20 protein-coding genes are annotated in these 24,151 nt (G+C 38.2%); 7 read left to right on the forward strand and 13 right to left on the reverse strand.

Annotated features, from left to right (window positions below):
- Nucleotides 1-36 precede the first annotated feature (36 nt).
- Nucleotides 37-936 carry a DUF808 domain-containing protein gene (locus LC418_RS07775; protein ID WP_111956209.1) on the forward strand — a complete coding sequence of 300 codons (900 nt, stop codon included), beginning with the start codon at nucleotides 37-39 and terminating at the stop codon, nucleotides 934-936.
- A 95-nt stretch (nucleotides 937-1,031) separates the two neighbouring features.
- Here LC418_RS07775 and dnaJ read toward each other — a convergent pair whose 3' ends face one another.
- From dnaJ to proS, 5 genes are all read right to left on the reverse strand, one after another.
- A complete protein-coding gene (gene dnaJ, locus LC418_RS07780; protein WP_111956211.1) occupies nucleotides 1,032-2,150 on the reverse strand; it encodes a molecular chaperone DnaJ in 1,119 nt (372 codons plus the stop codon).
- 106 nt (nucleotides 2,151-2,256) lie between these two features.
- Entirely contained in the window at nucleotides 2,257-2,793 is a 537-nt protein-coding gene (locus LC418_RS07785) for a nucleotide exchange factor GrpE (protein WP_111956213.1), read from the reverse strand.
- A gap of 372 nt (nucleotides 2,794-3,165) precedes the next feature.
- Nucleotides 3,166-4,497 carry an Nramp family divalent metal transporter gene (locus tag LC418_RS07790; protein WP_111956215.1) on the reverse strand — a complete coding sequence of 444 codons (1,332 nt, stop codon included), beginning with the start codon at nucleotides 4,495-4,497 and terminating at the stop codon, nucleotides 3,166-3,168.
- 113 nt (nucleotides 4,498-4,610) lie between these two features.
- A complete protein-coding gene (locus LC418_RS07795; protein WP_223558665.1) occupies nucleotides 4,611-5,903 on the reverse strand; it encodes an OmpA family protein in 1,293 nt (430 codons plus the stop codon).
- 118 nt (nucleotides 5,904-6,021) lie between these two features.
- The gene (proS, locus tag LC418_RS07800) at nucleotides 6,022-7,497 is read right to left on the reverse strand and encodes a proline--tRNA ligase (protein ID WP_111956267.1); all 1,476 of its coding nucleotides are present in this window, start codon (nucleotides 7,495-7,497) and stop codon (nucleotides 6,022-6,024) included.
- Nucleotides 7,498-7,641: 144 nt separating this feature from the next.
- On the opposite strand from proS, the gene LC418_RS20970 reads away from it, so the two are divergent.
- Both LC418_RS20970 and LC418_RS07810 read left to right on the forward strand, forming a co-directional pair.
- The gene (locus LC418_RS20970; protein ID WP_276530512.1) at nucleotides 7,642-8,706 is read left to right on the forward strand and encodes a prolyl-tRNA synthetase; all 1,065 of its coding nucleotides are present in this window, start codon (nucleotides 7,642-7,644) and stop codon (nucleotides 8,704-8,706) included.
- 29 nt (nucleotides 8,707-8,735) lie between these two features.
- Nucleotides 8,736-10,139, forward strand: coding sequence for an OmpP1/FadL family transporter (locus LC418_RS07810; protein ID WP_223558666.1), 1,404 nt, complete (start codon nucleotides 8,736-8,738; stop codon nucleotides 10,137-10,139).
- 79 nt (nucleotides 10,140-10,218) lie between these two features.
- Here the strand turns inward: LC418_RS07810 and LC418_RS07815 are convergent, their stop codons facing one another.
- A complete protein-coding gene (locus LC418_RS07815; RefSeq protein ID WP_111960944.1) occupies nucleotides 10,219-10,944 on the reverse strand; it encodes a ZIP family metal transporter in 726 nt (241 codons plus the stop codon).
- Complete coding sequence (locus LC418_RS07820; RefSeq protein WP_223558667.1) at nucleotides 10,944-11,672, reverse strand: class I SAM-dependent DNA methyltransferase; 729 nt, start codon at nucleotides 11,670-11,672, stop codon at nucleotides 10,944-10,946. The genes LC418_RS07815 and LC418_RS07820 overlap by 1 nt, the downstream gene beginning before the upstream one ends.
- A gap of 135 nt (nucleotides 11,673-11,807) precedes the next feature.
- On the opposite strand from LC418_RS07820, the gene LC418_RS07825 reads away from it, so the two are divergent.
- Nucleotides 11,808-12,971 (forward strand): THUMP domain-containing class I SAM-dependent RNA methyltransferase, encoded by a 1,164-nt coding sequence (locus tag LC418_RS07825; protein ID WP_223558668.1) that lies wholly within the window; start codon nucleotides 11,808-11,810, stop codon nucleotides 12,969-12,971.
- A 90-nt stretch (nucleotides 12,972-13,061) separates the two neighbouring features.
- Complete coding sequence (locus tag LC418_RS07830; protein ID WP_223558669.1) at nucleotides 13,062-13,463, forward strand: branched-chain amino acid ABC transporter substrate-binding protein; 402 nt, start codon at nucleotides 13,062-13,064, stop codon at nucleotides 13,461-13,463.
- 95 nt (nucleotides 13,464-13,558) lie between these two features.
- Here LC418_RS07830 and LC418_RS07835 read toward each other — a convergent pair whose 3' ends face one another.
- Nucleotides 13,559-14,365, reverse strand: a complete 807-nt coding sequence (locus LC418_RS07835; protein ID WP_223558670.1) for a helix-turn-helix domain-containing protein — start codon at nucleotides 14,363-14,365, stop codon at nucleotides 13,559-13,561.
- A gap of 39 nt (nucleotides 14,366-14,404) precedes the next feature.
- Nucleotides 14,405-15,418 (reverse strand): SDR family NAD(P)-dependent oxidoreductase, encoded by a 1,014-nt coding sequence (locus tag LC418_RS07840; protein ID WP_223558671.1) that lies wholly within the window; start codon nucleotides 15,416-15,418, stop codon nucleotides 14,405-14,407.
- A 194-nt stretch (nucleotides 15,419-15,612) separates the two neighbouring features.
- Between LC418_RS07840 and LC418_RS07845 the strand changes: the two genes are divergently transcribed.
- A complete protein-coding gene (locus tag LC418_RS07845; protein ID WP_111960929.1) occupies nucleotides 15,613-16,617 on the forward strand; it encodes a glycosyltransferase family 2 protein in 1,005 nt (334 codons plus the stop codon).
- A gap of 52 nt (nucleotides 16,618-16,669) precedes the next feature.
- Here the strand turns inward: LC418_RS07845 and LC418_RS07850 are convergent, their stop codons facing one another.
- Nucleotides 16,670-17,896, reverse strand: a complete 1,227-nt coding sequence (locus tag LC418_RS07850; protein WP_223558672.1) for an aminotransferase class I/II-fold pyridoxal phosphate-dependent enzyme — start codon at nucleotides 17,894-17,896, stop codon at nucleotides 16,670-16,672.
- A gap of 159 nt (nucleotides 17,897-18,055) precedes the next feature.
- Here LC418_RS07850 and LC418_RS07855 point away from each other — a divergent pair, with 159 nt between their 5' ends.
- Nucleotides 18,056-18,514 carry an Lrp/AsnC family transcriptional regulator gene (locus LC418_RS07855; RefSeq protein WP_111960931.1) on the forward strand — a complete coding sequence of 153 codons (459 nt, stop codon included), beginning with the start codon at nucleotides 18,056-18,058 and terminating at the stop codon, nucleotides 18,512-18,514.
- Between the two features lies 1 nt (nucleotide 18,515).
- On the opposite strand, the gene LC418_RS07860 is transcribed toward LC418_RS07855, so the two are convergent.
- The 3 genes from LC418_RS07860 to LC418_RS07870 all read right to left on the reverse strand — a co-directional run bounded on the left by LC418_RS07860 (nucleotide 18,516) and on the right by LC418_RS07870 (nucleotide 23,932).
- Nucleotides 18,516-19,541 carry a bestrophin family protein gene (locus LC418_RS07860; protein ID WP_111960932.1) on the reverse strand — a complete coding sequence of 342 codons (1,026 nt, stop codon included), beginning with the start codon at nucleotides 19,539-19,541 and terminating at the stop codon, nucleotides 18,516-18,518.
- Between the two features lie 127 nt (nucleotides 19,542-19,668).
- Nucleotides 19,669-21,741 (reverse strand): alpha-ketoacid dehydrogenase subunit alpha/beta, encoded by a 2,073-nt coding sequence (locus LC418_RS07865; protein WP_223558673.1) that lies wholly within the window; start codon nucleotides 21,739-21,741, stop codon nucleotides 19,669-19,671.
- 76 nt (nucleotides 21,742-21,817) lie between these two features.
- Nucleotides 21,818-23,932, reverse strand: a complete 2,115-nt coding sequence (locus tag LC418_RS07870; protein ID WP_223558674.1) for a S8 family peptidase — start codon at nucleotides 23,930-23,932, stop codon at nucleotides 21,818-21,820.
- Between the last annotated feature and the right edge of the window lie 219 nt (nucleotides 23,933-24,151).

A 24,151-nucleotide genomic window follows, 5' to 3' on the forward strand; every position in this document is an offset into this window, starting at 1 on the left:
TCGACTTAACATATATTAAAAAAACATTAAAATAATATGGCATCTGGTTTTTTTGCAATTTTAGATGATATCGCGGCACTGATGGATGATGTAGCGGTGACAAGTAAAATAGCCACACAGAAAACAGCGGGTATCCTTGGCGATGATCTGGCTGTGAATGCAGAGAAGGCCACAGGTTTCCTTTCTTCACGGGAAATTCCGGTTTTGTGGGCAATTACAAAAGGCTCATTTATCAACAAATTGATCATTCTGCCCGTTGTATTTTTGCTCAACTGGCTGTATGCACCTGCAATTAATTACGTATTGATTCTCGGAGGATTATATTTGGCTTTTGAAGGGGTTGAAAAAATTATAGAATTTCTTTTTCACCGCGAAAAAGAAGGTCATGAAGTTGTGGAAGAAATTATTGAGGATGAAAAAAGTGATGAAGAGATAGAAAAAGCAAAGGTAAAATCGGCAATTACTACAGATTTTATTTTATCAATTGAGATTGTAATTATTGCTTTAGGAACAGTTTTGGAAGAAAATCATCCTTTCATTACTCAGATTTTAGTAACCAGTTTGGTAGCATTTATTGCGACTGTAGGAGTTTACGGAATTGTTGCTTTAATCGTAAGAATGGATGATGCAGGATTTAAGCTAATCAAAAAAAGTAATGATAAAGGGTTCTTTGGAAAGCTTGGACATCTGTTGGTAAAAGCTCTCCCTATCGTTATTAAAGCTTTGGGAGTGATCGGGACAATTGCCTTAATTATGGTAGCTGGTGGTATTTTTGCCCATAGAATTGAATTTCTTCACCATGTTTTACCTTCCTGGTCTTCTAATGAATTTCTGACTATTTTAAAGGAAATTATTCTTGGTCTTATAGGAGGATTAGGTGCTGTAGCTATTTTTACGGCAGGGAAGAAAATCTACTCACTGGCATTTAAAAAATAATTGTTTACAGATATAACAACAAAAAAACTCAGCAGTACTGTACTGCTGAGTTTTTTTATATTTGAATAAAAAGAGGCCTTGTAAGCCTCTCCAGATTAATTGAATAAATCTTTTACTTTGTCAAAAAAAGTCTTCTCCTTTCCGGAAGGTTCTGCAACCATTTCTCCACTTGACATCTGCTTTTCAAAGAAATCTTTCTGTTCTTTAGTCAGTTTTTGTGGGGTCCATACATTAATGTGAATGAACATATCACCTTTTCCATAGCTGTCGATGCTTGGAAGGCCTTTTCCTGCCAGTCTAAGGATCTTTCCGGACTGTGTACCCGGATCAACAGTAATTTTCACTTTACCGCCTACTGTAGGAACTTCTTTCTTAGTTCCCAAAGCTGCTTCTGCAAATGAAACATATAATTCCTGGTGAAGATTATCTCCCTCTCTCTTAATTGTTTTATCAACTTCCTCTTCAATGATCACTAAAAGGTCTCCTGGAATTCCGCCGAAAGGAGCATCATTTCCTTTTCCTCTTACATTAAGCTGGATGCCATCTCTTGCCCCTGCCGGAATATTGATGGAAATTTCTTCCTCATCTTTTATTAATCCCTGTGCATTGGCTCCTGCTGGAATTTTATCTGCCACTTTACCGATTCCCTGACAGGTACTGCAGGTAGTCTGTGTCTGCATCTGTCCGAACATGGTGTTCATCACTTTAAGCTGAACACCGGAACCGTTACAGGTAGGGCATACTTTTGAGGTGGCACCTTCCGCCATCTTCATTTTTTTTACTTTGATGGTTTTTTGTGTTCCGTTCACCATTTCTTCAAGATTCAGTTTGATTCTGATCCTTAAATTAGATCCCTTCACCTGCTGACGTCCTCCGCCGTTTCCACCAAAGCCGCCAAAGCCACCACCAAAAATATCTCCAAACTGGCTGAAAATATCCTCCATGTTCATCCCTCCGCCGAAGCCTCCGCCTCCGAAACCTCCATTACCACCCATTCCGGCATGGCCGAACTGATCATATCTGGCACGTTTCTGGTCGTCGCTCAGTACTTCATAAGCTTCTGCAGCTTCCTTGAATTTTTCTTCAGCCTCTTTATCTCCTGGATTCTTATCCGGGTGATATTTGATGGCCATTTTTCGGTATGCTTTCTTTATCTCGTCAGCTGATGCAGATTTACTGATCTCAAGAACTTCGTAATAATCTCTTTTTGACATGTTGATTATAATTGATTACTGATAAATGATAACTGATGTTTATTGCATATGGTTTAAAGCCTGCTGCCAATCAATTATCTATCATCATTTATCATTTATTTTAATATTAGTTTCCTGTTACTACTTTTGCAAAACGGATCACTTTATCACCTAAAGTATATCCTGTTTCAATAACATCTACGATTTTGCCTTTCAGATCTTCAGATGGAGCAGGAATCTGAGTAATGGCTTCATGGAAATCTACGTTGAACGTATCACCTGCATTAACTTCCATAGCTTTTAAGCCTTTTTCCGTGAGTTTGTTTTTAAACTTCTGATAGATCAGCTCAACACCTTGAAGGTCAGATGGATTTCCGTTTTTAGCAATTTCTTTTAAAGCCCTTTCAAAGTCATCCAAAACACCCAGCATAGAAACCATCATATCCTGGTTGGCATACTGGAAGAATTCCATTTTCTCTTTGGATGTTCTTTTTTTATAATTTTCGAATTCAGCGTACAATCTGATATAACGGTCCTTTTCTTCTGCCAAAAGTTCTTCTGCAGAAGGTTTAGCTGTCACATTGTCCTCAGATACCGCTTCGTCCTGAATGTTGTTTATTTCCTGATTATTGATGCTTTCTTCGTTAATATCCTGGTTTTCCATAATTCAATATTTATTTAAAGAATTGATTGACAAAGAACCTGCCAAATACAAAAAATGGACATTAAGGCAGAAAATAGAGAAGCTGATTGATTGTGAATGGTCAATTTTGCTGTGCAATTCAATAGTCAATTAACGGCTGTTATAAGATTCACAATTGCCAATTCACTATTCACTACACTTTAAGTTTGAATGGTCAATTTTGCTACGCAAGTTAATGGTCAATTACCGGTGTGGTAAAAATTCACAATTGCCAATTCACTATTCATTATACTTTTAATTGTGAAAGGTCAATTTTGCTATGCAAGTTAATGGTCAATTACCGGCTGTTATAAAATTCACGATTGAGAATTCACCATTAACATTTCATCTTTTCTATCCGGTAAACGTTTGGTATAGTAAGTACAGATTTAGGATAATAATGATAATAGAAATGAGCCAGACAGATATTTTCAAGAAAGGCTTATTCACGAATTCTCCCATTTTAGTCTTGTCGTTGGTAAACATAACCAGGGGAACTACTGCAAAACTCAGCTGCATGGATAAAATTACCTGGCTTAAAACCAGTAAATCAGTTGTCCCCTGTTCACCATAAATAATAGCAACAATTAAAGCGGGAATAACAGCAATAAGTCTTGTAATCAGTCTTCGTAGCCATGGTTTTAACCGGATATTTAAGAAACCTTCCATAACGATCTGGCCTGCAAGCGTTCCTGTAAGTGTAGAATTTTGCCCTGACGCCAATAAGGCAATCGCAAAAGCAATACTTGCCATAGAAGCACCTAAAATAGGAGTCAGCATTTTATAGGCATCATGAATATCTGCCACGTGTTTATTTCCTGTAGTATGAAAGGTTGCGGCAGCAAGGATAAGAATAGCTGCATTGATAAAGAAAGCCAGCATCAATGAAACGGTACTGTCCAGAGTTGCAAATTTTATGGCTTCCTTTTTACCTTCCCGGTCCCGCGGATAATCTCTTGTCTGAACGATACTGCTGTGCAGGTATAAATTATGAGGCATTACGGTGGCGCCTAAAATACCGATAGCGATATAAAGCATGGCCGGGTTCTGGATGATTTCCTTTTGAGGAACCAATCCGCCAAGGATTTCATTAAAAGCCGGTTCTGAAATTATAATTTCATAAATGAAGCAGGCCAAAATAATAAAAATAAGTCCACCCACAATACTTTCTATCCATCGGAAACCCTTGGACTGAAGCAGAAGAATGATCAGAACATCCACTGTGGTAATCACAATTCCCCAGGTAAGAGGAATGTGAAACAGGAGATTTAATGCAATGGCAGAACCAATCACCTCGGCAAGATCACAGGCAGCAATGGCTATTTCACAAAACACCCACAGAATAAAATTGGTGGTAGGATTGAAGTGATCACGACAGGCCTGAGCAAGATCCCTTTCGGCAACAACTCCTAATTTCACAGATAAATGCTGTAAAACCATTGCGAAAATATTTGAAATAAGAATTACAGAAAGCAGAGTATACCCAAACTGGGCACCTCCGGCAATATCAGTAGCCCAGTTTCCCGGATCCATATATCCAACGGCAATCATGAGCCCCGGACCGGCAAATGCCAGATACTTGCGCCAAAACGGGGCATTTCGGGGAACTTTTATAGAGGAATAGACCTCGGAGAGGGAGTGGGATGTTTTATCTTTACGCCAGGCGCTGTTTAATTTGAAATTCATAAATGTTAGAAATGACTAACAAATTTAATTAAATAAATATAAATGTGAAAGTATGTAAATAAAAAAATCCCGGAAATTATTTCCGGGATCCTATTTTTAAAGATTCTAAAAATCTATTTTGCAAATCTTACAGACATTTTTCTGTCCGCAGCTCTTTCTGCATCGGAAGCTTTAGCATCTACTGTAGCAAATTTGCTTCCGTAACCCTCAGCACCTAAAACCTGAGCACCAACTCCTGCTTTTGCTAAAGCACTTTTGATGAAATCAGCTCTGGCCTGAGATAGTTTTACGTTAGAAGCTTCATTTCCTGTTTTATCAGTATATCCTCCTATTTTGATTTTTGCATCCGGGAATGCTTTTAAAATAGCCACCAAGTTATCAAGCTGTCCCTGAGAACCTGCTTCCAATTCAGTAGAACTTCCCATTTTGAAGTTTACATGGTCAAAATCATACCACTTATCTTTCAATGCTGCATCATCAGCTGCATTTTTATAATCACCTGACTTAAGGAAAGTAATCATCTGATCTTCCATACCACCTTTGTATCCTTTCAGCATTACACCGTTAAGATCAATATTTTCATCTGTTCTGGTTGTTGTTGCAGTTGTTGCGGAAGTATCCGCAGGGGCAATGGTAGCCGCAGTATCAGTGGTTGATCCTGTAGAGTCCACTACTGTGGTAGTTGTAGTTGTTTCTTTCTTCTCACACTGCTTCCAAATAAAATAAGCTGCAGCGATTAAAAGTAAAAGCGGAAGCAACCATTTCCAGATTGAACCTCCGCCATCATTATTATTTCTGTCAGGATTGGTTCCTGCAGATGTAGTACTTCTTGTAACTTCTATTTTAGGCTCTTCTTGTCTTGGAGCTGCTTCAGCATGAGAGCTGCTTCCTCCAAACCAGCTTCCTAAATTTAGGGATGCCAGGGAAAGTCCTGCCGGTAAAAGTGAAGAAATGATTCCTTTTTGTTCACCTAACAGGTTCGAAATTCCAGATTTGCCTAAATTATTATCAGTAGCATATTTTCCGATAGTACCTACCGTAGCTCCTGTTACTAAATTAAGCAGCGAACTTGAAGAATTATTACTGATTCCTGCATAGGTTGCAATGGCATTCACTATTCCACTGATCTTGTCTCCAAAAATAGACGTCAGTAAATTGGAAATTATAGGATTACTAGAAGCACCTCCTACTAAATTTCCTAAAATTCCGCTTGATGAAGCGTTGGTAATTGCATCCAAAACTCCCGGATTATCAGAATTATTGGCTAATCCTCCTACAACTGCAGGAAGCAATCCTCCAATTGCTTTTGAAATACCGGATTCACTTTCTCCAAACTGAGAAGCTGCTTGCGAAATTAAAGCGGGACCTAACTGTCCTTTAATTAAATCAATGACATTTAAAGACATAATAAATTATTTTTTTAGATTAATGTTGCATAAATTTAAACAAAAATCTGTCCAAAAGTCATTTTTTTTAAATATTTATTTAATTTCCAGCAAAGTTTTTGAAAATCAGTAAAAATTACTAGTAAGCTTTTGCGAATAATACACGTCTCTTAGACGGTTTTCCACTGATCAGAGAAATACCTTCTTCAATATCATCATCTAAAGGAATACATCTAATAGTAGCCTTTGTTTCGTCCTTGATCTGTTCCTCTTCTTCAGCAGTTCCATCCCAATGTGCATAAATAAAACCTCCTTTTTCTTCAAGAACTTTCTTGAATTCCTCATAAGTATCTACTCTTGTGATATTATCTTTTCTGAAATTAAATGCTTTTTCATAAAGGTCTTTCTGTATGGTCTGCAACAACTCCTGAATATAAGTGTCAATTCCTTCGATAGAACGAACTTCTTTAGTCAGGTTGTCTCTTCTTGCAATTTCTACAGATTTATTTTCAAGATCTCTTGGTCCCATTGCAATTCTTACAGGAACTCCTTTTAATTCGTATTCTGCAAACTTCCATCCCGGTTTGTTATGGGTATCATCATCAAATTTAACAGAGATGCCTTTTGCCTTTAATTTAGCTACGATATCAAGTGCCACTTCACTGATCTGGGCCAATTGCTCTTCTCCTTTGAAGATAGGAACAATAACCACCTGAATTGGAGCCAGGGTAGGAGGAAGCACCAATCCGAAATCATCGGAATGGGTCATGATCAAAGCTCCCATTAAACGGGTGGAAGTTCCCCATGAAGTTGCCCATGCATGTTCAATCTTCCCTTCCTTATTGGTGAATTTCACATCGAATGCTTTCGCGAAATTTTGGCCTAAGAAGTGAGATGTTCCTGCCTGAAGTGCTTTTCCATCCTGCATCAACGCTTCGATACAATAGGTTTCGTCAGCTCCGGCAAATCTTTCAGACGGTGTTTTTAGCCCTTTAATAACAGGCATCGCCATGAACTTTTCTGCAAAATCTGCATATACATCATTCATTTTTTCAGCTTCTTCCACAGCTTCATCTTTGGTAGCATGTGCCGTGTGCCCTTCCTGCCAAAGGAATTCCGCTGTTCTAAGAAACAAACGGGTTCTCATTTCCCAACGGACAACATTGGCCCATTGGTTGATCAGGATCGGCAGGTCTCTGTAAGACTGGATCCAGTTTTTGTATGTATTCCAGATAATGGCTTCAGAAGTAGGGCGTACAATAAGCTCTTCCTCTAATTTAGCATCCGGATCTACGATAAGTTTGTGTGGATTGTCCGGGTCCGTTTTTAATCTATAATGGGTAACTACTGCACATTCTTTAGCAAAACCTTCTGCATTTTTTTCTTCTGCCTCAAACAGGCTTTTGGGCACAAAAAGCGGGAAATAAGCATTAACGTGACCTGTTTCTTTGAATCTTTTATCCATTTCATCACGCATTTTTTCCCAGATTGCATAGCCGTATGGTTTAATCACCATGCATCCTCGCACTCCAGAGTTTTCAGCTAAGTCAGCTTTTACCACCAACTCATTATACCATTTGCTGTAATCTTCGCTTCTTGAGGTTAATTTTGCCATTATTTTTTTTAATTTTTTTAACTTTTGTACATTATTGTAATCTAAAAATAAAAATCTATTTTTGATAGATTTTTTTACCAGTGTTTTGGTACATTTTTGGTACAGATTGCAAATATAATTTAAATTAAAAATCTTTACGTTATCATGAAAAGAAATATACATAAAAATTTGCTTGGTGTGTTAAAATCCAAAGGGATTTTGGCAATATCAGGCGGATTGCTGCTTGTGTCTTGTGGTGCTCAAATGGGAGGATACACGGAGACCGATGGGGTATACTACGACCCTAATAAAGATACCCTGCCAGAAGGAGTAATCATCCATGATGGCGGTAACAGGGTAGGAGAAAATTATGATTATTATCAAGACTCTAATGTGATCCAGAATGCGCAGGCTAATTCCAGAGAACAGGACAACAAATACAGTACATGGAGCGATAATAACTGGAACACAAACGCTACCGATTCAGACTGGGGTGCATTTGCCGGGTCTCAGACCAACTATTATGATAATTCCTGGGGTTCTCCTTGGGGATGGTATGGCGGTTATAGTCCTTATTGGGGAATGAACCGCGGCTGGGGCTGGGGAATGAATATGTCCTGGGGCTGGGGTGGATCGTTTGGATGGGGAGGATCATTCGGCTGGGGCTGGGGAAGTCCTTACTGGGGATATGGATATTCTCCTTATTGGGGCGGATATTATGACCCGTTCTGGGGCGGCGGTTACGGTTACCCATATTGGGGCTGGAATGGCGGCTACTGGGGTAATGGTTACAGACCGGTTTACAGAAGAAGCGGCGGTGGTGGATTCAGCAATCCTGGTTTAACGAATGCTGTGTACAGAACCAATACCTCTGGCTTCCGAAACAGTGGAAATGGTTTCCGCAGTACATCGACTAATAACGGTTTCCGAAACGGCAGTACGAACGGCGGTTTCAGAAACAATGGTTCATATAACAACGGAGGATTCAGACAAGGGAATGGCGGATATAGAACACAGCCACAGTCAGGAGGATTCCGTAATTCAAATTCTCAACCAAGACCTAATTATAACTCTCAGCCAAACTACAATAACGGAGGTTTCAGATCCAATGACAACGGAGGTTTCAGGTCAAGCGGAGGCTCTTCAGGTGGAGGCTTTAGAGGCGGTTCTTCAGGCGGCGGCGGTATGAGATCCGGCGGTGGAGGCGGCGGCTTCAGAGGCGGAAGATAATTTCAAACTTAATAACTATTAAAAAAATAATGTTAAAAAAATCTTTAGTATTAATGAGTGTTTCTGCTGCATTTTATGCGCAGGCACAGGATGTTTCTATATTGAGAAATACTGTAGATGTTTATTCCAGCACTCCCATGGTGGGTTCATCAAAATTCAATGCAATGGCAGGAGCTAACGGAGCATTAGGAGGTGACGCGAACTCACTGCTTACCAATCCTGCCGGTTTGGGGGTAGCTATTTCCGGGGAAGTTTCCGGAACGGTATCTATTGCAGGAAATAAAAATAAAAGCAGCTGGGGAGGAACTTCCATTGATTACAGCAAAACTAATACAGATCTTGGAAATATCGGAGGGGTAATTGCTTTTCCTTTGATGAGCGAATCTGGATGGAAGTTTATCAATATCGGAATCAATTATTCCAACCAGTCACTGGATAATTATGTAGAATCTCCCGGAAGCAATAATGTGATCAAGGATTTTACTGATAAAAGTGCATCTTTTGCAGGTCATGCCTACAACAGATACGGAAACCTTTCAAAAACAAGTTTTGGGGTGGGTGCCAATTATAATCATAATTTATATGTTGGAGCAGGATTCAATTTTTTCAACACATCTATTGATCAGTACGATACAGCAGCCTTCCAGTCATTGGATAATGGTTCCATGGAATATTTTGACAGACAAAACACTCCTATGTCTGAAAGATCTTCAGGATTTTCTGCCTCATTAGGGGTAATCGGAAAGCTTAGTCCTAATTTCAGAATTGGTGGTGCTATAGAAACTCCGACCTTCTGGCGCATAGACAGAAGTTATAACTTCTATAATGATCCGGATTACGGTGATGGTAGCGGAGCCGAATCAAGGGATCTTACAACACCGCTTAAAGCGACAGTGAGTGCTGCATTTGTTGCAAGCAAAAACTTTTCATTAAATGTAGATTATACTCTAGGATTAACAAGACCTAAATATAAAGTGGTTACAGGTGCTGAAAGCGAGCTGAACAGTTTCTTCAAAGACAATTATAAAAACCTTTCAGAGGTAAGAATAGGTGCGGAATACAGGATACAACAGTTTAGATTGAGAGGTGGTTATTCTTACACATCCAATCCTTTTGATGCTTTAACAATAAGCCAGGTAAATCCGGATGCTTCCACATCAGATCAGTCATACAGCGATATGATGCTTAATAACAGAAACCTTGCCTCATTCGGTTTGGGGTATGATTTCAAATCATTCTATATAGATGCATCTTATCAGTATATAACTTCTACATACAGCAATCCTTTCTTAAGAGGTATTGAAACAGGAAATCCTTCTACTGATACAGCGTATTATTCTGATACAAGAATTATGTCATCAGACTATTTTGCTGTTTCAGAAGTGAAAAATAACAGGAATAACTTCTTTATTACATTAGGCTGGAAGTTCTAATTCCAGATTGTGTAATGAGTGATTAAATTGAAGGCTCCGGATTTAATTCGGGGCTTTTTTATGCTTAATAAAAAAATAATTAGTGAGAATGTCCGGCAGCCGGATGATGGTGGAAAAGATGCATGATGAGTGCTAATGAAACTCCAATAATGACCAAACCTATTTTCATCCAGTCGATATTGTGATTCTTATTGCTTTCAAAAATAATCACAGATGATATGTGAAGGAAAATACCTCCTACAATAGCCAGAAAATAAGGCTGTAGATCGGGATTGAAATAATTCCCAAGCAGCATTCCCATTGGTGAAGCAAGGGCAAATAATGCAACAATCAGAATGGAAGGATAGGGTGACGTTTTGGACTCATTTTTTCTGTTGAATAAAAAGGCTCCAAGAATAAAGGAAATAGGAAGATTGTGAAACAGAATTCCCAGAAGGTAAGGCGAAAGCTGATGCTCTTCATTAGCCAAAGGAATTCCTTCTATAAAAGCATGTATAAATAGTCCTACCATCAAAGCTACAGGAAGAATATTGTGTTCATTATGATGGTGAAAATGGCCGTGTTCGAAACCCTTTGTCAAAGCTTCCAGGATCATCTGAAGCAATACGCCTGCGATCACAAAAATTCCGAGACTGCTTCCTGCTTCAGAAGTATATACCTGTGGGAAAACTTCGTTCAGGCAGATGGTAATCAGGAATCCGGCACTCAGGACCAGCAGGTTTTTAGCCAGCTTTTCTTTTTTTCCGAAATGCTTGCCCAGAAATACCCCTGTAATAACGCTTAATATCAGTAAAACAACTGTTATCATGCTTTTTTCTTAAATAAATTGATGCAGCGTGGTGAAACTTCACGGTCAAATTCATTCAGCTGGTAATCGCCCCAGATCTTTACTCTTTCAAAACCGCAGTCTGTTGCGTAGGAATTGATGGTTTCCAAAGTGTGAAGCTTTACTTTTTCAAAGAAATGAAAAGATTTTCCGTCCGCTTCAAAACGGATGTCTTTGACGATGTGTCGTCCTTCAATCTTTTTCAGGATTTTAAAATCAATATTGCCACGGGTAATGGTAGATTCAGGAATTAAGTTTTTTCTTACGTATTCTTCATTCAGATAATCCAGAACAAAATACCCACCCGGCTTTAAAATACCATAAACTGACTGGAAAACTTTTTTGTCATCACTTTCATTATCAAAATATCCGAAGCTGGTAAATAAATTAAATACGGCATCCATAGGATCGGCATCAATCGGGTTCCGCATGTCGTGGACATTGAAAAGAAGTGTCTGGGTTTCAAACTGCTTGTCGAATTCAATACTTTGTCTGGAAAGGTCAAGACCCAATACATCATAGCCCAGTTTATTCAAAAAAACAGAGTGTCTTCCTTTTCCGCAAGCCAGATCAATAATCTTGGATGAAGGGGGTAACTGAAGGTCTTCAGTAAGCTTTGTAATGAAATTTTCGGCTTCCGTATAGTCCCTGTTGCTATAAAGAAGATGATAATAAGGTGTATCAAACCAAGATTCAAACCATTCCATAATGCAAAAATAACTAAATTTGTGCGGTTAAAAGCAAAGTATTTAAATAATGAAAGATCAAAAGTTTCAATTAATAGCAAAATTGAACCTGTAATCTTTTCATTTTTAAATCATTAAATCTTTTAATAAATATTTATGGACACAGAAAATCTAAAGATTCAGATAAAAACATTCTTCGGTCTGGAGCAGATCCTTGCAGAAGAAATTAAGAAATTAGGCGGAAAAAACGTTGAAATTAAAAACCGTGCAGTCAATTGTGAAGGCGACCTCGGTTTTCTTTATAAAATTAACTACTCGGCAAGAACAGCATTAAAAATTTTAATTCCTGTTTTTGAATTTAAAGCATTTAATCAGCATCAGTTTTATAATAAGCTTTCTGCCATTGCATGGGAAGAATATATGGATGTAGATCAGTCTTTCGCAATTGACTCTACTGTAAATTCGGAGACATTCAAGCATTCGCAGTTCGTGACTTTAAAAATGAAGGACGCCATCGTAGATTATTTTCAGGAAAAATTCAAAAGACGTCCTGATGTAGAAACGAAAAGCCCGGATATCAAGTTTCATCTGCATATTGACAGAGAATTAGTAACAATTTCTTTAGATTCTTCCGGAGATCCTTTATTTAAAAGAGGCTATAGAAAAGAGCAGGGTGAAGCACCTATCAATGAAGTACTGGCTAGCGGAATGCTGCAGCTGGCAGGCTGGGATGGAAAAGGAAACTTCTTGGACCCGATGTGCGGTTCAGGAACCCTTCTTGTTGAAGCGGCAATGATTGCAATGGATCTTCCTGCTCAGATTTTCAGAAGGAGATTTGCGTTCCAGAACTGGGCCAATTATGACGCAGATCTTTTTGCAAAGATTAAAGAAGTTAGGGTAAACAGAGTAAGGGAGTTTACCGGGAAGATTGTTGGCTATGATATTGATAACAGAATGCTGAATGCGGCCAGAACGAATATCGAAGCAGCAGAAATGGAAGATGTGATTGAAGTGAAAAAACAGGATTTCTTTGAGTCCAAAAAAGAGCTTTTCCCATTGCTGATGGTTTTCAATCCGCCTTACGATGAGAGAATTGCTATTAACGATGATGATTTCTACAAAAAAATCGGAGATACATTCAAAACAAGCTATCCGAATACTTTGGCCTGGCTGATCTCATCCGATCTGGAAGCCGTGAAGAAGATCGGACTCCGTCCTTCAAGGAAGATCAAACTTTTTAATGGAAAGCTGGAAACGAGATTCCTTCAATATGAAATGTATGAGGGCACGAAGAAACTTCATAAAATTGAAAAAGAATAATAAGATTTTAAATATAAACCTTCCGGTCACGGAAGGTTTTTTTGTGCTCTATTGAAAAAAGGAATAGTTTTGCTTAAACTAAAACGAAACATGTGGAATTTTTTTGATGGATTGGGAGATATATTGAACGGACTGGATTTACTCCTCAATAGTTCATCATCTTTAAGAATGAATTATAATAAAAAGGCTGAAAAAAAGAAGAAAACAAAATATTTTACTGAGAAAGTAAGTGCAAGTTTTATAGTTGCTGCTGTGGTTTTACTTTTTTTTGTCTTTAAGGATTCGCTTCCGGAGGAAAATTACTTACAAACTTTAATTATAATTTCTTTGATAGGAGTTGCTATTTCAGGGGTGTTGTTTTTTCTTCTGTATGTTCTGGAGCTGTATTATTTTAAAAGTCTTTTTAAACTTCTGCTTTTTAGTACTTCTGTGATCCTGTTTTTTATTTCGTTGGTATCATTCATTTATTTTAAATCAGGTTTATTTTTATAGTTTGAATTTACTATAGAAACTCGTTGATTTGGCAGATTATGCAGATCTTTTTGTCTTCTTAAGCAAGCTCCCATACCTACAGATTGATAAACTAACTATATCAAAACAGAAGGTACATGCCCATACTGCTTTTTAAAAGCATAAGAAAAATGAGAAAGATCTTCAAAACCGACTTCCAAAAATACATCCGAAGGTCTTTTATGTTTTTCTTTTAAATGATAATAAGCCAGTTCAAGACGTTTTCGGGTAAGCCACCGCTGAGGCGTAGTTTGAAAAATCTTCCTGAAATCCCTGTTGAAAGTGGAAAGGCTTCTTCCCGTCAGATAGCCAAATTTTTCTAAAGGCATATTGAACATATAATTCTTTTCCATAAATCCAACCAGATCAATTTTTCCCGGTTCTTCAAAGTCGTTAAGGACCGTATCTATATCTTTATCAATTTCCCTTAAAATACTGATCGCTTCAGTGATTTTTAAGGAAGCGATGTTTTCCGGGAAAGGACCTTCCATTTCAAAATATGGAATCAGTGAGGCCAGACAGCTTTTCAGCAACGGATGGCTTTGAAAACTATGAATTTTAGACTCCCGGCTAAAAGTCTTATGCTTCACTTCAACGGAAGCATAAAACTGTTTCAGTCTTTCTGTGGTGAGATGCATCACCACAGCTTTATGAGGAAGCCCATCTTTAGGATAATTGATGATCGTGGCCAGATGATTTCTAGGAATCAGGAAAATATCCCCGGCTTTGAATACATAGGTTTTATCCGCCTGGATAATCTTTGTTTCCCCCGATATAAACCAGACCAGCATATGGAATTCAAAAACCGTTTCTGTTTTGAAAAGCCTGTCGTCATAGGTAGAAAGTTTGATGTCCGGAGTGATATACTGTATGTTGAAATCCATGATCTGTAGTTTATAGTTACAAATGTATTTAAAAATGGATTATTCCGTATCGAATTTAAAGCCAAGCATTTTCTCACTTAATGTCCATAATCTTTCCGCATTGTCTCTATCAATTGAGTAGGGCTGGACGCCGCGGATCGTTGCAGGTTCATCATATCTGTGCTCTATCTGTCCAAAATCAATTTCAGCGATATCACAATTTTCACAATAAACGCCTCCGATATTTTGAAGCATAGGGCTTGTTGCACACCAAACGGTTGTAGCAGCACCTTGCGGAATCGTTTTTAGTTTCGCTTCAACTTCAGGTTTTATTTTTCCGTTTTCATCATGGGTTCCCATCTGAATATAAAGGTCAATGGGCTCTTCTCTTCCAAGATCCGTCCCATAAACAGAGCCAGGATGCAATGAATAGGATCTGATATTGAACTTTTTTCCTCTTTCATCTAATGCCGTGGCCAATAAATTACAGGCTGTCTTCGACTGTCCGTATCCCAACAGGGTCTGGTATTCTCTTTTCTCAAAGTTCGGGTCTTCAAAGTCAAACGGAGCCATCTGGTGACCATAAGATGAAACATTCAGTACCCGCGCGCTGTCTGCTTTTTTAAGGGCTGGCCAAAGCCTTTCTGTCAAATGAAATGATCCAAGATAATTGGTTGCCAGCTGTGACTCGATACCCCTGTTGTCTCTCCGGAGAGGGACCCACATAATTCCGGCATTGTTGATCAGGAGATCAAGTTTTCTCCCGGATGTCAGGAATCTTTGGCCAAAGTTATCGATAGACGCAGGGTCCATCAGGTCCATTTTTTCAAGTTCAATATTTTCAATACCTGCAAGATTCTTTCCTGCTTTTTCAATATCTCTTGCAGGAATAATTACTTTGGCACCCGCAGATGCAAGAACTTTAGTCGTTTCGAGGCCTATTCCTGCATAGCCGCCTGTGATGATTACTGTTTTGCCCGTAAGATCTATTTCTCTGATGATTTCCTGAGCCGTAGATTCTGCATTAAATCCTGACTGGACAGGATGCTGTAGTGGATTGATGTTGTGTGTCATTTTTTAGGTTTAAATTTCTACAACAAAGGTACAGGCTGTTGATTCTTAAGATTTTGTTTAAAATGTCAAATTATTGTGTTGAGAGTTTCAAAGCGATACTTTTACATGCCTATTTAAAAGTTAATTTCTTTGAATAAGCTGTTAAACTGTTTGTAGATTCCTCTGCGAATAAGTAATTTTGAAAAATTTTCAATTTGAGACCTACCATTTCCATTGTTGTTGCTATTTTCAACCGAAAGGATGAACTTTTTGAACTGCTGAATTCTTTAACTTTTCAGACGGATAAAGAGTTTGAGGTAGTTATTGTAGACGACGGTTCTCTTATTGATCTTAAGCCTACTATTCATAATTTTGAGGGTATATTAGATATCAAATATTTCAGAAAGGACAATTCAGGTCCCGGACTTACCAGAAATTATGGTGCAAAAAGAGCTCAGAATGAATGGCTGCTTTTTGTAGACAGCGATGTGATTGTAGAAAAAGACTATATCGAAAATATTAAAAAAGATATAGAAACCATTCCGTGTGATGCTTTCGGTGGGGCGGATAAAGCCCATAAAGGTTTTAACCTGATGCAGAAAGCCATTTCCTATTCTATGACCTCAGTTTTTACAACAGGAGGAATCAGGGGAAGTAAAAAAGCGGTATCCAGATTTCAGCCAAGAAGCTTTAATATGGGGGTGAATAAAGAGGTTTTTGAAAAAGTAGGCGGGTTTTCCGAAATGAGGATCGGCGAAGATCCGGATCTGTCCATGACACTTTGGGAAAACGGTTTCACGACTGCTTTTTTTGATGACATTGCAGTATATCATAAGCGGAGAGTGGATTTGGGTAAATTCTCGAAACAGGTATATCAGTTCGGATGTGCAAGGCCTATTCTTAACCAGAGACATCCTAATTATGTAAAGATATCTTTTGCATTTCCAACACTTTTCATGTTGGGATATATTTTGGGCTTTATAGAATATTTTATTCTGGGAAGAGGGATTATTCTGGCATTTTACGGACTGTATACATTCCTTGTATTTTTCCATGCCATGTTTGTAACGAAGAATATAAGTATTGCCGGAATGGCGGTAATTTCCACCTATATTCAGATGTTTTCCTACGGATACGGTTTTCTTAAATCATGGGTGCTCCTGAATATTTTCAGAATGAAGCCGGAAGATGCTTTCCCAAAACATTTCCATAAAAAATAGATTTAAAAAATAAAAGCTGTCAGAAATTCCGACAGCTTTTATAACAATAAAATTAGGATATGTATAGAGTTTCATGGTTGAGAACGCCTGTCTTCAGCATGCATTCCCGCATTTTTTCATAAGTTCTGGCGATATCGTGATCCAATCCGATCGAGAATCTGATTAGTCCGTCCGATATGCCCATTGCTTCACGCTCTTCTTCAGGAATCTCTGATGAAGTTGAACTTCCCGAGCATGAAAATAAAGTTTTGTAGAATCCTAAGCTTACAGCCAGATACCCCAGATTTTCCTGCTGCATCATTTCCATCAGCTCATTGGCTTTGTCGGTGGTGCCAGCATCTACCGTCAGCAATCCCCCGAATCCATATTCCTCGTACATCATACTTTTCATCAGTTCATGATCCTTGTGGGATTTCAACCCCGGATAAGATACTTTAAGCCCGTCTTTTTCAAACCTTTCTGCAAGATACATGGCGTTATGGCTGTGCTGTTTCATTCTGATGTGAAGTGTTCTCAGATTTTTCAGGATGCTGGCAGAACGAAAGCTGTCCATAGTAGGTCCCAGCAGCATGCAGGCTCCGTTGTTTACATTTTTCGTATCATTGATGAATTCCTGTGTTCCGCAGTATACACCGCCTACCGTATCGCTGCTTCCGTTAATGAATTTGGTTAAACTATGAATAACGATATCAGCACCTAATAATGTAGGTGAAACAGAAAGAGGGGAGAAGGTGTTATCTACGATCAGTTTCAGATTGTATTTTTTACAGATTTCTGAAAGTTTTCTAAGGTCTGCCACTTCAAGAAGCGGGTTGCTCACACTTTCGCAGTAAATAACTTTGGTATTATGGGTTATAGCTTTCTCTATAGACTCAAAGTTGCTGATGTCTACAAAAGTGGTATCAATATGAAAAGGAGGCAGAAAGTTTTTAAGAAAAGCATAAGTTCCACCGTAAATCGTTCTGCTGGAAATAATGTGGTCACCGCTTTTACATACTTGCATTAATACAGAAGTGATAGCACCCATTCCGGATGCCGTAACGTTGGCGGCCTCGGTATTTTCCATTTTGGCAAGTGCCTGGGCAAGGTAAAGATTCATTGGGGATGAATGCCTGGAATATAAATAACATCCTTCAGCATTTCCCTCAAAGGTATCAAACATGGTTTTTGCGGAAAGGAATGTATAAGTAGAGCTGTCAGAAATGGATGGATTTACTCCTCCGAATTCACCAAAATACTGAAGATCCTGGATCTCATTAGCCGCATTAAAATTTTCCATAAGCTTTTAGATTTTATTTGTAGGCTTAAATATGCTTTGTTTTCAGAATTATTACAAGATATATTTAAATATGTAGAATATAAATCTATAATTTATGCTTTAAATAGAAAATATGTTTGTTATATTTGAATTTATTAAACTTTTCCCAAAAAATTATCTATGAATTTTGATGAAACGGATAAAAAACTGCTTCTTTTACTCCAGGAAGACTGCAAACAGACCACCAAAGAGCTGTCTTACAAGCTTAATTTGTCTGTAACGGCTGTTTATGAACGCATAAAAAAGCTTGAAAACCTGGGTGTAATCTCAAAATATGTGGCATTACTGGATCGGCATAAAGTAAGCCGGGATTTTATAGTGTTATGTCATATAAAATTAACCCAGCACAAAAAAGAATTTGTGCTGCAGTTTGAAAGGGAAGTTATGAATCTACAGGAAGTTACAGAATGTTTTCATGTAAGTGGCGATTACGATTATATCCTTAAAATAGGTGTAAAAGACATGGGGGATTATCGTAATTTTATGCTCAGCAAACTAACGACACTTCAGCATATAGCAAGCACTCACAGCTCTTTTATGATCTCTGAAGTGAAAAATACAACGGCTATTGTTCTGTAAATTATACAAGGACCCCGTTTTTTGAAGCGATAGGTTCAGGAAGATCTTCATGTTCTCCTATCATTTGGAGGACATCGATTTCAATGGTCCGGCATATGGAAAGCATTGGGATATCAAACATCATTCCCTCAAATGGGTTTTCGGAGTAGTCGCCAACCAGTTCCATGACAATATAGATCCAGCCAATAATAACACAGAAAGGGACGCTTACCAATATTCCCCAGTTTCCTAATTTTGCAAATTCATTGACAAGCCCCAAGGGAAGAAGCATAATGAAGATCACATTAAAAATAAAAGCAGTACTCGCGAACTGTCTGGGTGAAGGGAATTTTTTAATTCTTTCCGCCTGCCCTTGGTAATCATAAAAAAGGTTGAGAGCATCCTGAAGCTGCATCTGGTTGAAATCTGAAATGTCACCTAAATTTTTCAGATCATTGACTTCTTTGGCTTGTTTTGAGATCAGGTAGGTGGCAAAATTCTTATATTCCGGCTGCAGTTCAAGTTCTTGCTCTGAAAGGTATTTATGTAGGAAAATTGGTGTTCTGCCATAATCGGGAAAGCCTGCTTTAATCAGTCGGTGCCTTCTCACATTAATATCCCCAAAATGTCTTTTTTGAGACATATGTTCCCATTCTGTAGGAACCAGTAATTGCTCACGGAAAGTGTATAACCATGCAATGTGACGGTAGGCAATTTTCTTTTTCATGGTTTCAGTCTCACTGTTGCCTTCCCCTGTGGTATTAAAAGCATACAGCATGGAAACAAAAGAACGGCTGGAATTGACGATTCCACCCCATATTTTCCGGGCTTCCCATAATCTGTCGTAGGCCTGATTGTTTTTAAAGCCCACATAAAAAGCTTCGGCAGTACCAATCAGGGCTACAGGCACCCATGGAATGATCATCCACTTCCACTTAAAGAAATAGAAAAGGGCTGCCACTAAGGTACACCAAGCCGTAAGCCATATAAGATGGCCGCCTGCGAGGTTTAGAACTTGTCTGTAATTGAAATATTTTGTGGTGATCATAATGCTGTGTGAAATTTGGTGTGCATACAAACAAAAGAAATACCAAAGTAAGCTATTCTAATGCTTATTAAATGTAATAAAAAAAACCTCTAATTTTTTAGAGGTTTTATATATTTAATACTGCTGATTAATATTTCAGCATTTCTTCGATTTTTTTGCTAAGCTTTTCTGCATTTGGAAGCATTTCTTTTTCCAGAACCAGGTTGATTGGAACAGCTGGCACATCAAGAGATCCCATGGTTTCTACAGGAGCATCCAGATACTTGAAGCAGTTTTTCGAGATTCGGTGTGCAAATGCTTCGGCAAATGAGTTGTTCAGCTGTTCTTCTGTCAGAACAATACATTTCCCGTGTGCTTTTACTCTTTCAAAAACAAGCTCTTCATCCAGAGGGATTATTGTTCTCAGGTCGATGACTTCAACTCTTCCGTTAAAATTCTTCACCGCTTCTTTTGCCCAGTAAACACCCATTCCATAGGTTACGACCAATAAAGTTCTGCCTTTTTCAGTTTCATTCTGGTCTGCTTCAATGATTATTTTACCTTTTCCGAAAGGAAGGATATAGTCTTCTGCAGGTTCAATGGTTTTAGCGTCTTCAGTTCCCGGAACTTTACTCCAGTATAAGCCTTTGTGCTCCAGCATGATCACAGGGTTGGGATCATAATAAGCTGCTTTTAATAAACCTTTGAAATCGGCTGCGTTGCTTGGATAAGCGATTTTAATTCCTTTAATATTGGCTAAGATACTTTCAACGCTTCCGCTGTGGTAAGGACCGCCACCGCCATATGCACCGATTGGTACACGGATGATATTACTTACAGGAAACTTTCCCTGGCTTAAATAACTTGATTTTGAAATCTCAGTGATCAGCTGATTGATGCCCGGATAAATATAATCTGCAAACTGAACTTCTACAATAGGCTTTAATCCTACCGCACTCATTCCTGCGGTTGATCCAATGATGTATGCCTCCTGAATAGCTGTATTAAATACTCTTTTGCTTCCGAATTTTTTTCCTAAAGTAACCGTTTCTCTGAAAACGCCTCCAATTCTTTCTCCTACATCCTGTCCGTAAAGAAGGGCTTCGGGATGTTTCCACATCAGTTCCTGAACAGCATGGATGGCAGCATCTACCATAACAATTTTCTCACCACCTTCTGGCTCACGGGTTCCTGTTTCCTCAGTAATTGGAGTGGGAGCAAAAACGTGCTGCATTACTGTTTCCGGTTTTGGATCTTCTGCATTTTTAGCTCTTTCAAAAGCTTCCTCAGCTTCCAGGCGGGCTTTTTTAGTGATCTGCTTTAAAAGATCTTCATCAACTCCTGATTCAAGAAGCTGCTTTCTAAGGATTTCACCCGGGTCTTTAGCTCTGTGTTTGGTTAGATCTTCCTCGTCTCTGTAAAATTCTCTTCGTACTCCGGAAGTATGGTGACCGATAAGAACTGTTTTAGCGCAAACTACTAAAGGTTTTCTTTCAGTTCTTACAAAATCTACAGCCTTCTTCATAGCTTCGAAGCTTTCCACAAAATCTGTTCCGTCTACACGCATTCTGCTAAGGCCTGTGAAACCAGCTACGAAATCATAGGCATCACATGTTCTTGCTTCTTCCTTAGTTACGGAGATTCCCCATTCATTATCCTGTACAAGGAATATAATGGGAAGCTGGTGAAGGGCAGCAAACTGCAAAGCTTCACTTACTTCACCTTCTGTTACAGAATTATCTCCCAGACTGCACACTACAACCGGGTTGTTTTCGAAATTCTGTAAATTAAAATCCTGAATATATTTTATCCCCTGCGCAACACCTGTGGTAGGAATGGTCTGCATCCCTGTAGCTGAGCTCTGGTGAATAATCTTAGGCTTGTTCTCGTCTCTGCTCGATGGATGTGAGTAATATGATCTTCCTCCTGAAAAAGGATCTTCGGCTTTTGCGAGAAGTTGTAGCATCAGTTGGTATGGTTCAAAACCGATTCCTAGAAGAATACTTTCATCACGGTAATAAGGAGATACCCAGTCTTCTTTTTTTAACTGATAAGCTGTTGCCAGTTGAATGGCTTCATGGCCTCTTGATGTACTATGAACATATTTACAGATATTTCTGTTTTCTTCGTAGATATCTGCCATAGCTTTGGCCAGCATCATATGATTGTACGCTTTAAGCAAAATATCCTGAGAAACTTTTTCGTGAAGTGTATTTTCCATAGGAAGCAAATATACACAAAAAAACAAAATACTAACAAGCGTTAGTATTTTGTGTGAAATCTATGTATTTTAAGGATTATTCCTTGATTACTTTTTTAGAAATAACATCTTTGTCTGTTCTTACTTCAATGATGTAAATACCTTTGGTGTATGTAGATAGATCTACAGATTCTTTCTCAGTGTTGATTACTCCATTCTGTAATTTTTTTCCAGAAAGATCATAAATTACGAAAGTTGACTTTTTGGGAGCTTTCAATATGTTTACAATATCTTTTGTAATGGTTGGAGCTATTGCGAGACCGCTTAATGCGTTAGCTTCACCTGTTCCTAAAACAGCTGGTGTCTGGCCTGTAGCTATAATAGAATAGTTTTGTGGGGCATTGGCGCCAGCATTGTTTTTTAAGGTTCCTTTGTTAGTAATCTCAATTCGGTAAGTTCTACCAGCAACCGGGTTATCTATTACCACTTGTTCTACATTATCTACTGTATTATCCGCCTTGGTTGCAGGAGTCATTGGAGAAATAGCATTCAGCTTCCAAGGATAATAAATCGTATTGTTTGTTGTATCTATAATTCTTAAATCTAAATCATTTACCAATCTTGATGCTCTGTTGTTATACGCATCAGCCCACGTTAGGTTGGCAGGAATAACGTATTCAGGATCAATCCATGAAATTGTAACTTTCAACGGCTCAGTACCAGATGCTACAACATTCTTTGTGTTTGGAGTACCGCTGGTTAATGTTTCGTTATTAAAGATAACAGTATTGTTAGCTTTTCCCACTAATAATTCAGCACCTTTTTTAGCATTGATGTATCCCCATCCAAACCATGGATCTGGACCTACATTCCCCGCTTCAGAAGCTGAATGAATCATTAAGGTTTTTGCACTTGCTGCATTTAATAACTGATTTGAGAAAAGTTCTTTATTTACTTGTGTCCATAGCCCGATAACTCCGGTCACTACTGGTGCAGAATAAGAAGTTCCGCTTCCGTAGCTATATGTTGTACTGCCAACAGTATCTTCTGCTGTCGCTGCAGAGAATACATCAGTACCTGTAGTTGAAATATCCGGTTTAATTCCTCCGTCATCTCTCGGTCCTGCACTGCTGTAGTCAGAATGAACAACATCAGAAGCAGTAGTATATTTAAAGTTATTGGTAGAAATTACATCCGTAGCTCCAACAACGATAATGTTTTTGGCTAAAGATCCAGGTCCGATACAATCAGCTCCATTGCTACAGTTTGTTGTAGGAAGTGTATCTGTTGCAGCAAACTGAACTTGTGCACCATTATCATCGGTATAATATTTAGGAAAAGCAGATGTTCCTGGATAATCAGGTCCGTAACCAAAATAATTACCGGAAGATTTTACAATAATATAAGAAGGATTGTTATATACAATCTGATCATAGTTTTGATCTTGACTGAAATAAGTTCCCTGTAAATCCATAGAAGTAGAAGGGCTTTCAAAAACACCTGGCCAAACCCATGCATTTGCACCATTTACAGTTTTAACATCCCAACCTTGATTGGTTCCATATGAGTGATTAGACAGATTAGGCTGGGCAACAAGTATTTTTTGAAATACAGTACTTGTTGTAGAATTGCCAGGTAATGTAGTAGTTGCAAATCTGTAAGAATCCATTGTAGAATTGATAGCAATTCCTTTTGTGTTTCCACTAAGGCCACCACCACTTACGTTTATACTTTTACCACCAATAAAACTGGCTACACCTGTTGCGTGTGCACTGTAAATTTGTGTTGTAGCTTCTTTATTGGTAATTCTTCCTGCCATATTATCGAAAGCAAGATGAGCTGCATATACTCTGCCTCCATCAAAAATTGTATACTTAATGCCTTCACCATTATAGGCGTTGGTTAATCCTACTACACCGCCTGCTGTATTAAGATTATCAGCATTGGCATTCGCAACCTGTCTGCTATCTTCTTTTTGATAAAAGAAAGGCTTACCATTTGGAGTAAATCCAGCTAAATTACTTCTTAGTTCTTCAATTTCTTTTAAAGTCTCCGAAGATTTGTCTGCTCCGTAATGTTTTGAAACATAAGAGTCAAACTTTGCAGAATTCTCTTTGTTTTGTTTTTCAAACTCTCTTTTTAATCCTTCATTGTTTTGCGCACTTATTAATGTAATTGCCAAAGTGCTGACCAAAAGTAAATGTTTCTTCATAATGGTTCAGTAAATATTAAAATTTTTAGATTAGCAAATATATACTAAAATCTTTAATCGTCTTATTTTTAGTCTGTATAATTTTATTGTTTAGGTGGATTTTAATAGATTTATATTGATTTTTGGTAAATTTTTATTTCTTTTTATATGTTTTGTATTTTGTGAATTTTAAAATTGAGATTTAAAAAAAGAAATTTCTGATACTCTTTTGAACCGAAA

It is taken from the genome of Chryseobacterium lathyri, from assembly GCF_019970085.1.
In the GTDB taxonomy this organism is placed as follows: Bacteria; Bacteroidota; Bacteroidia; order Flavobacteriales; family Weeksellaceae; genus Chryseobacterium; species Chryseobacterium lathyri.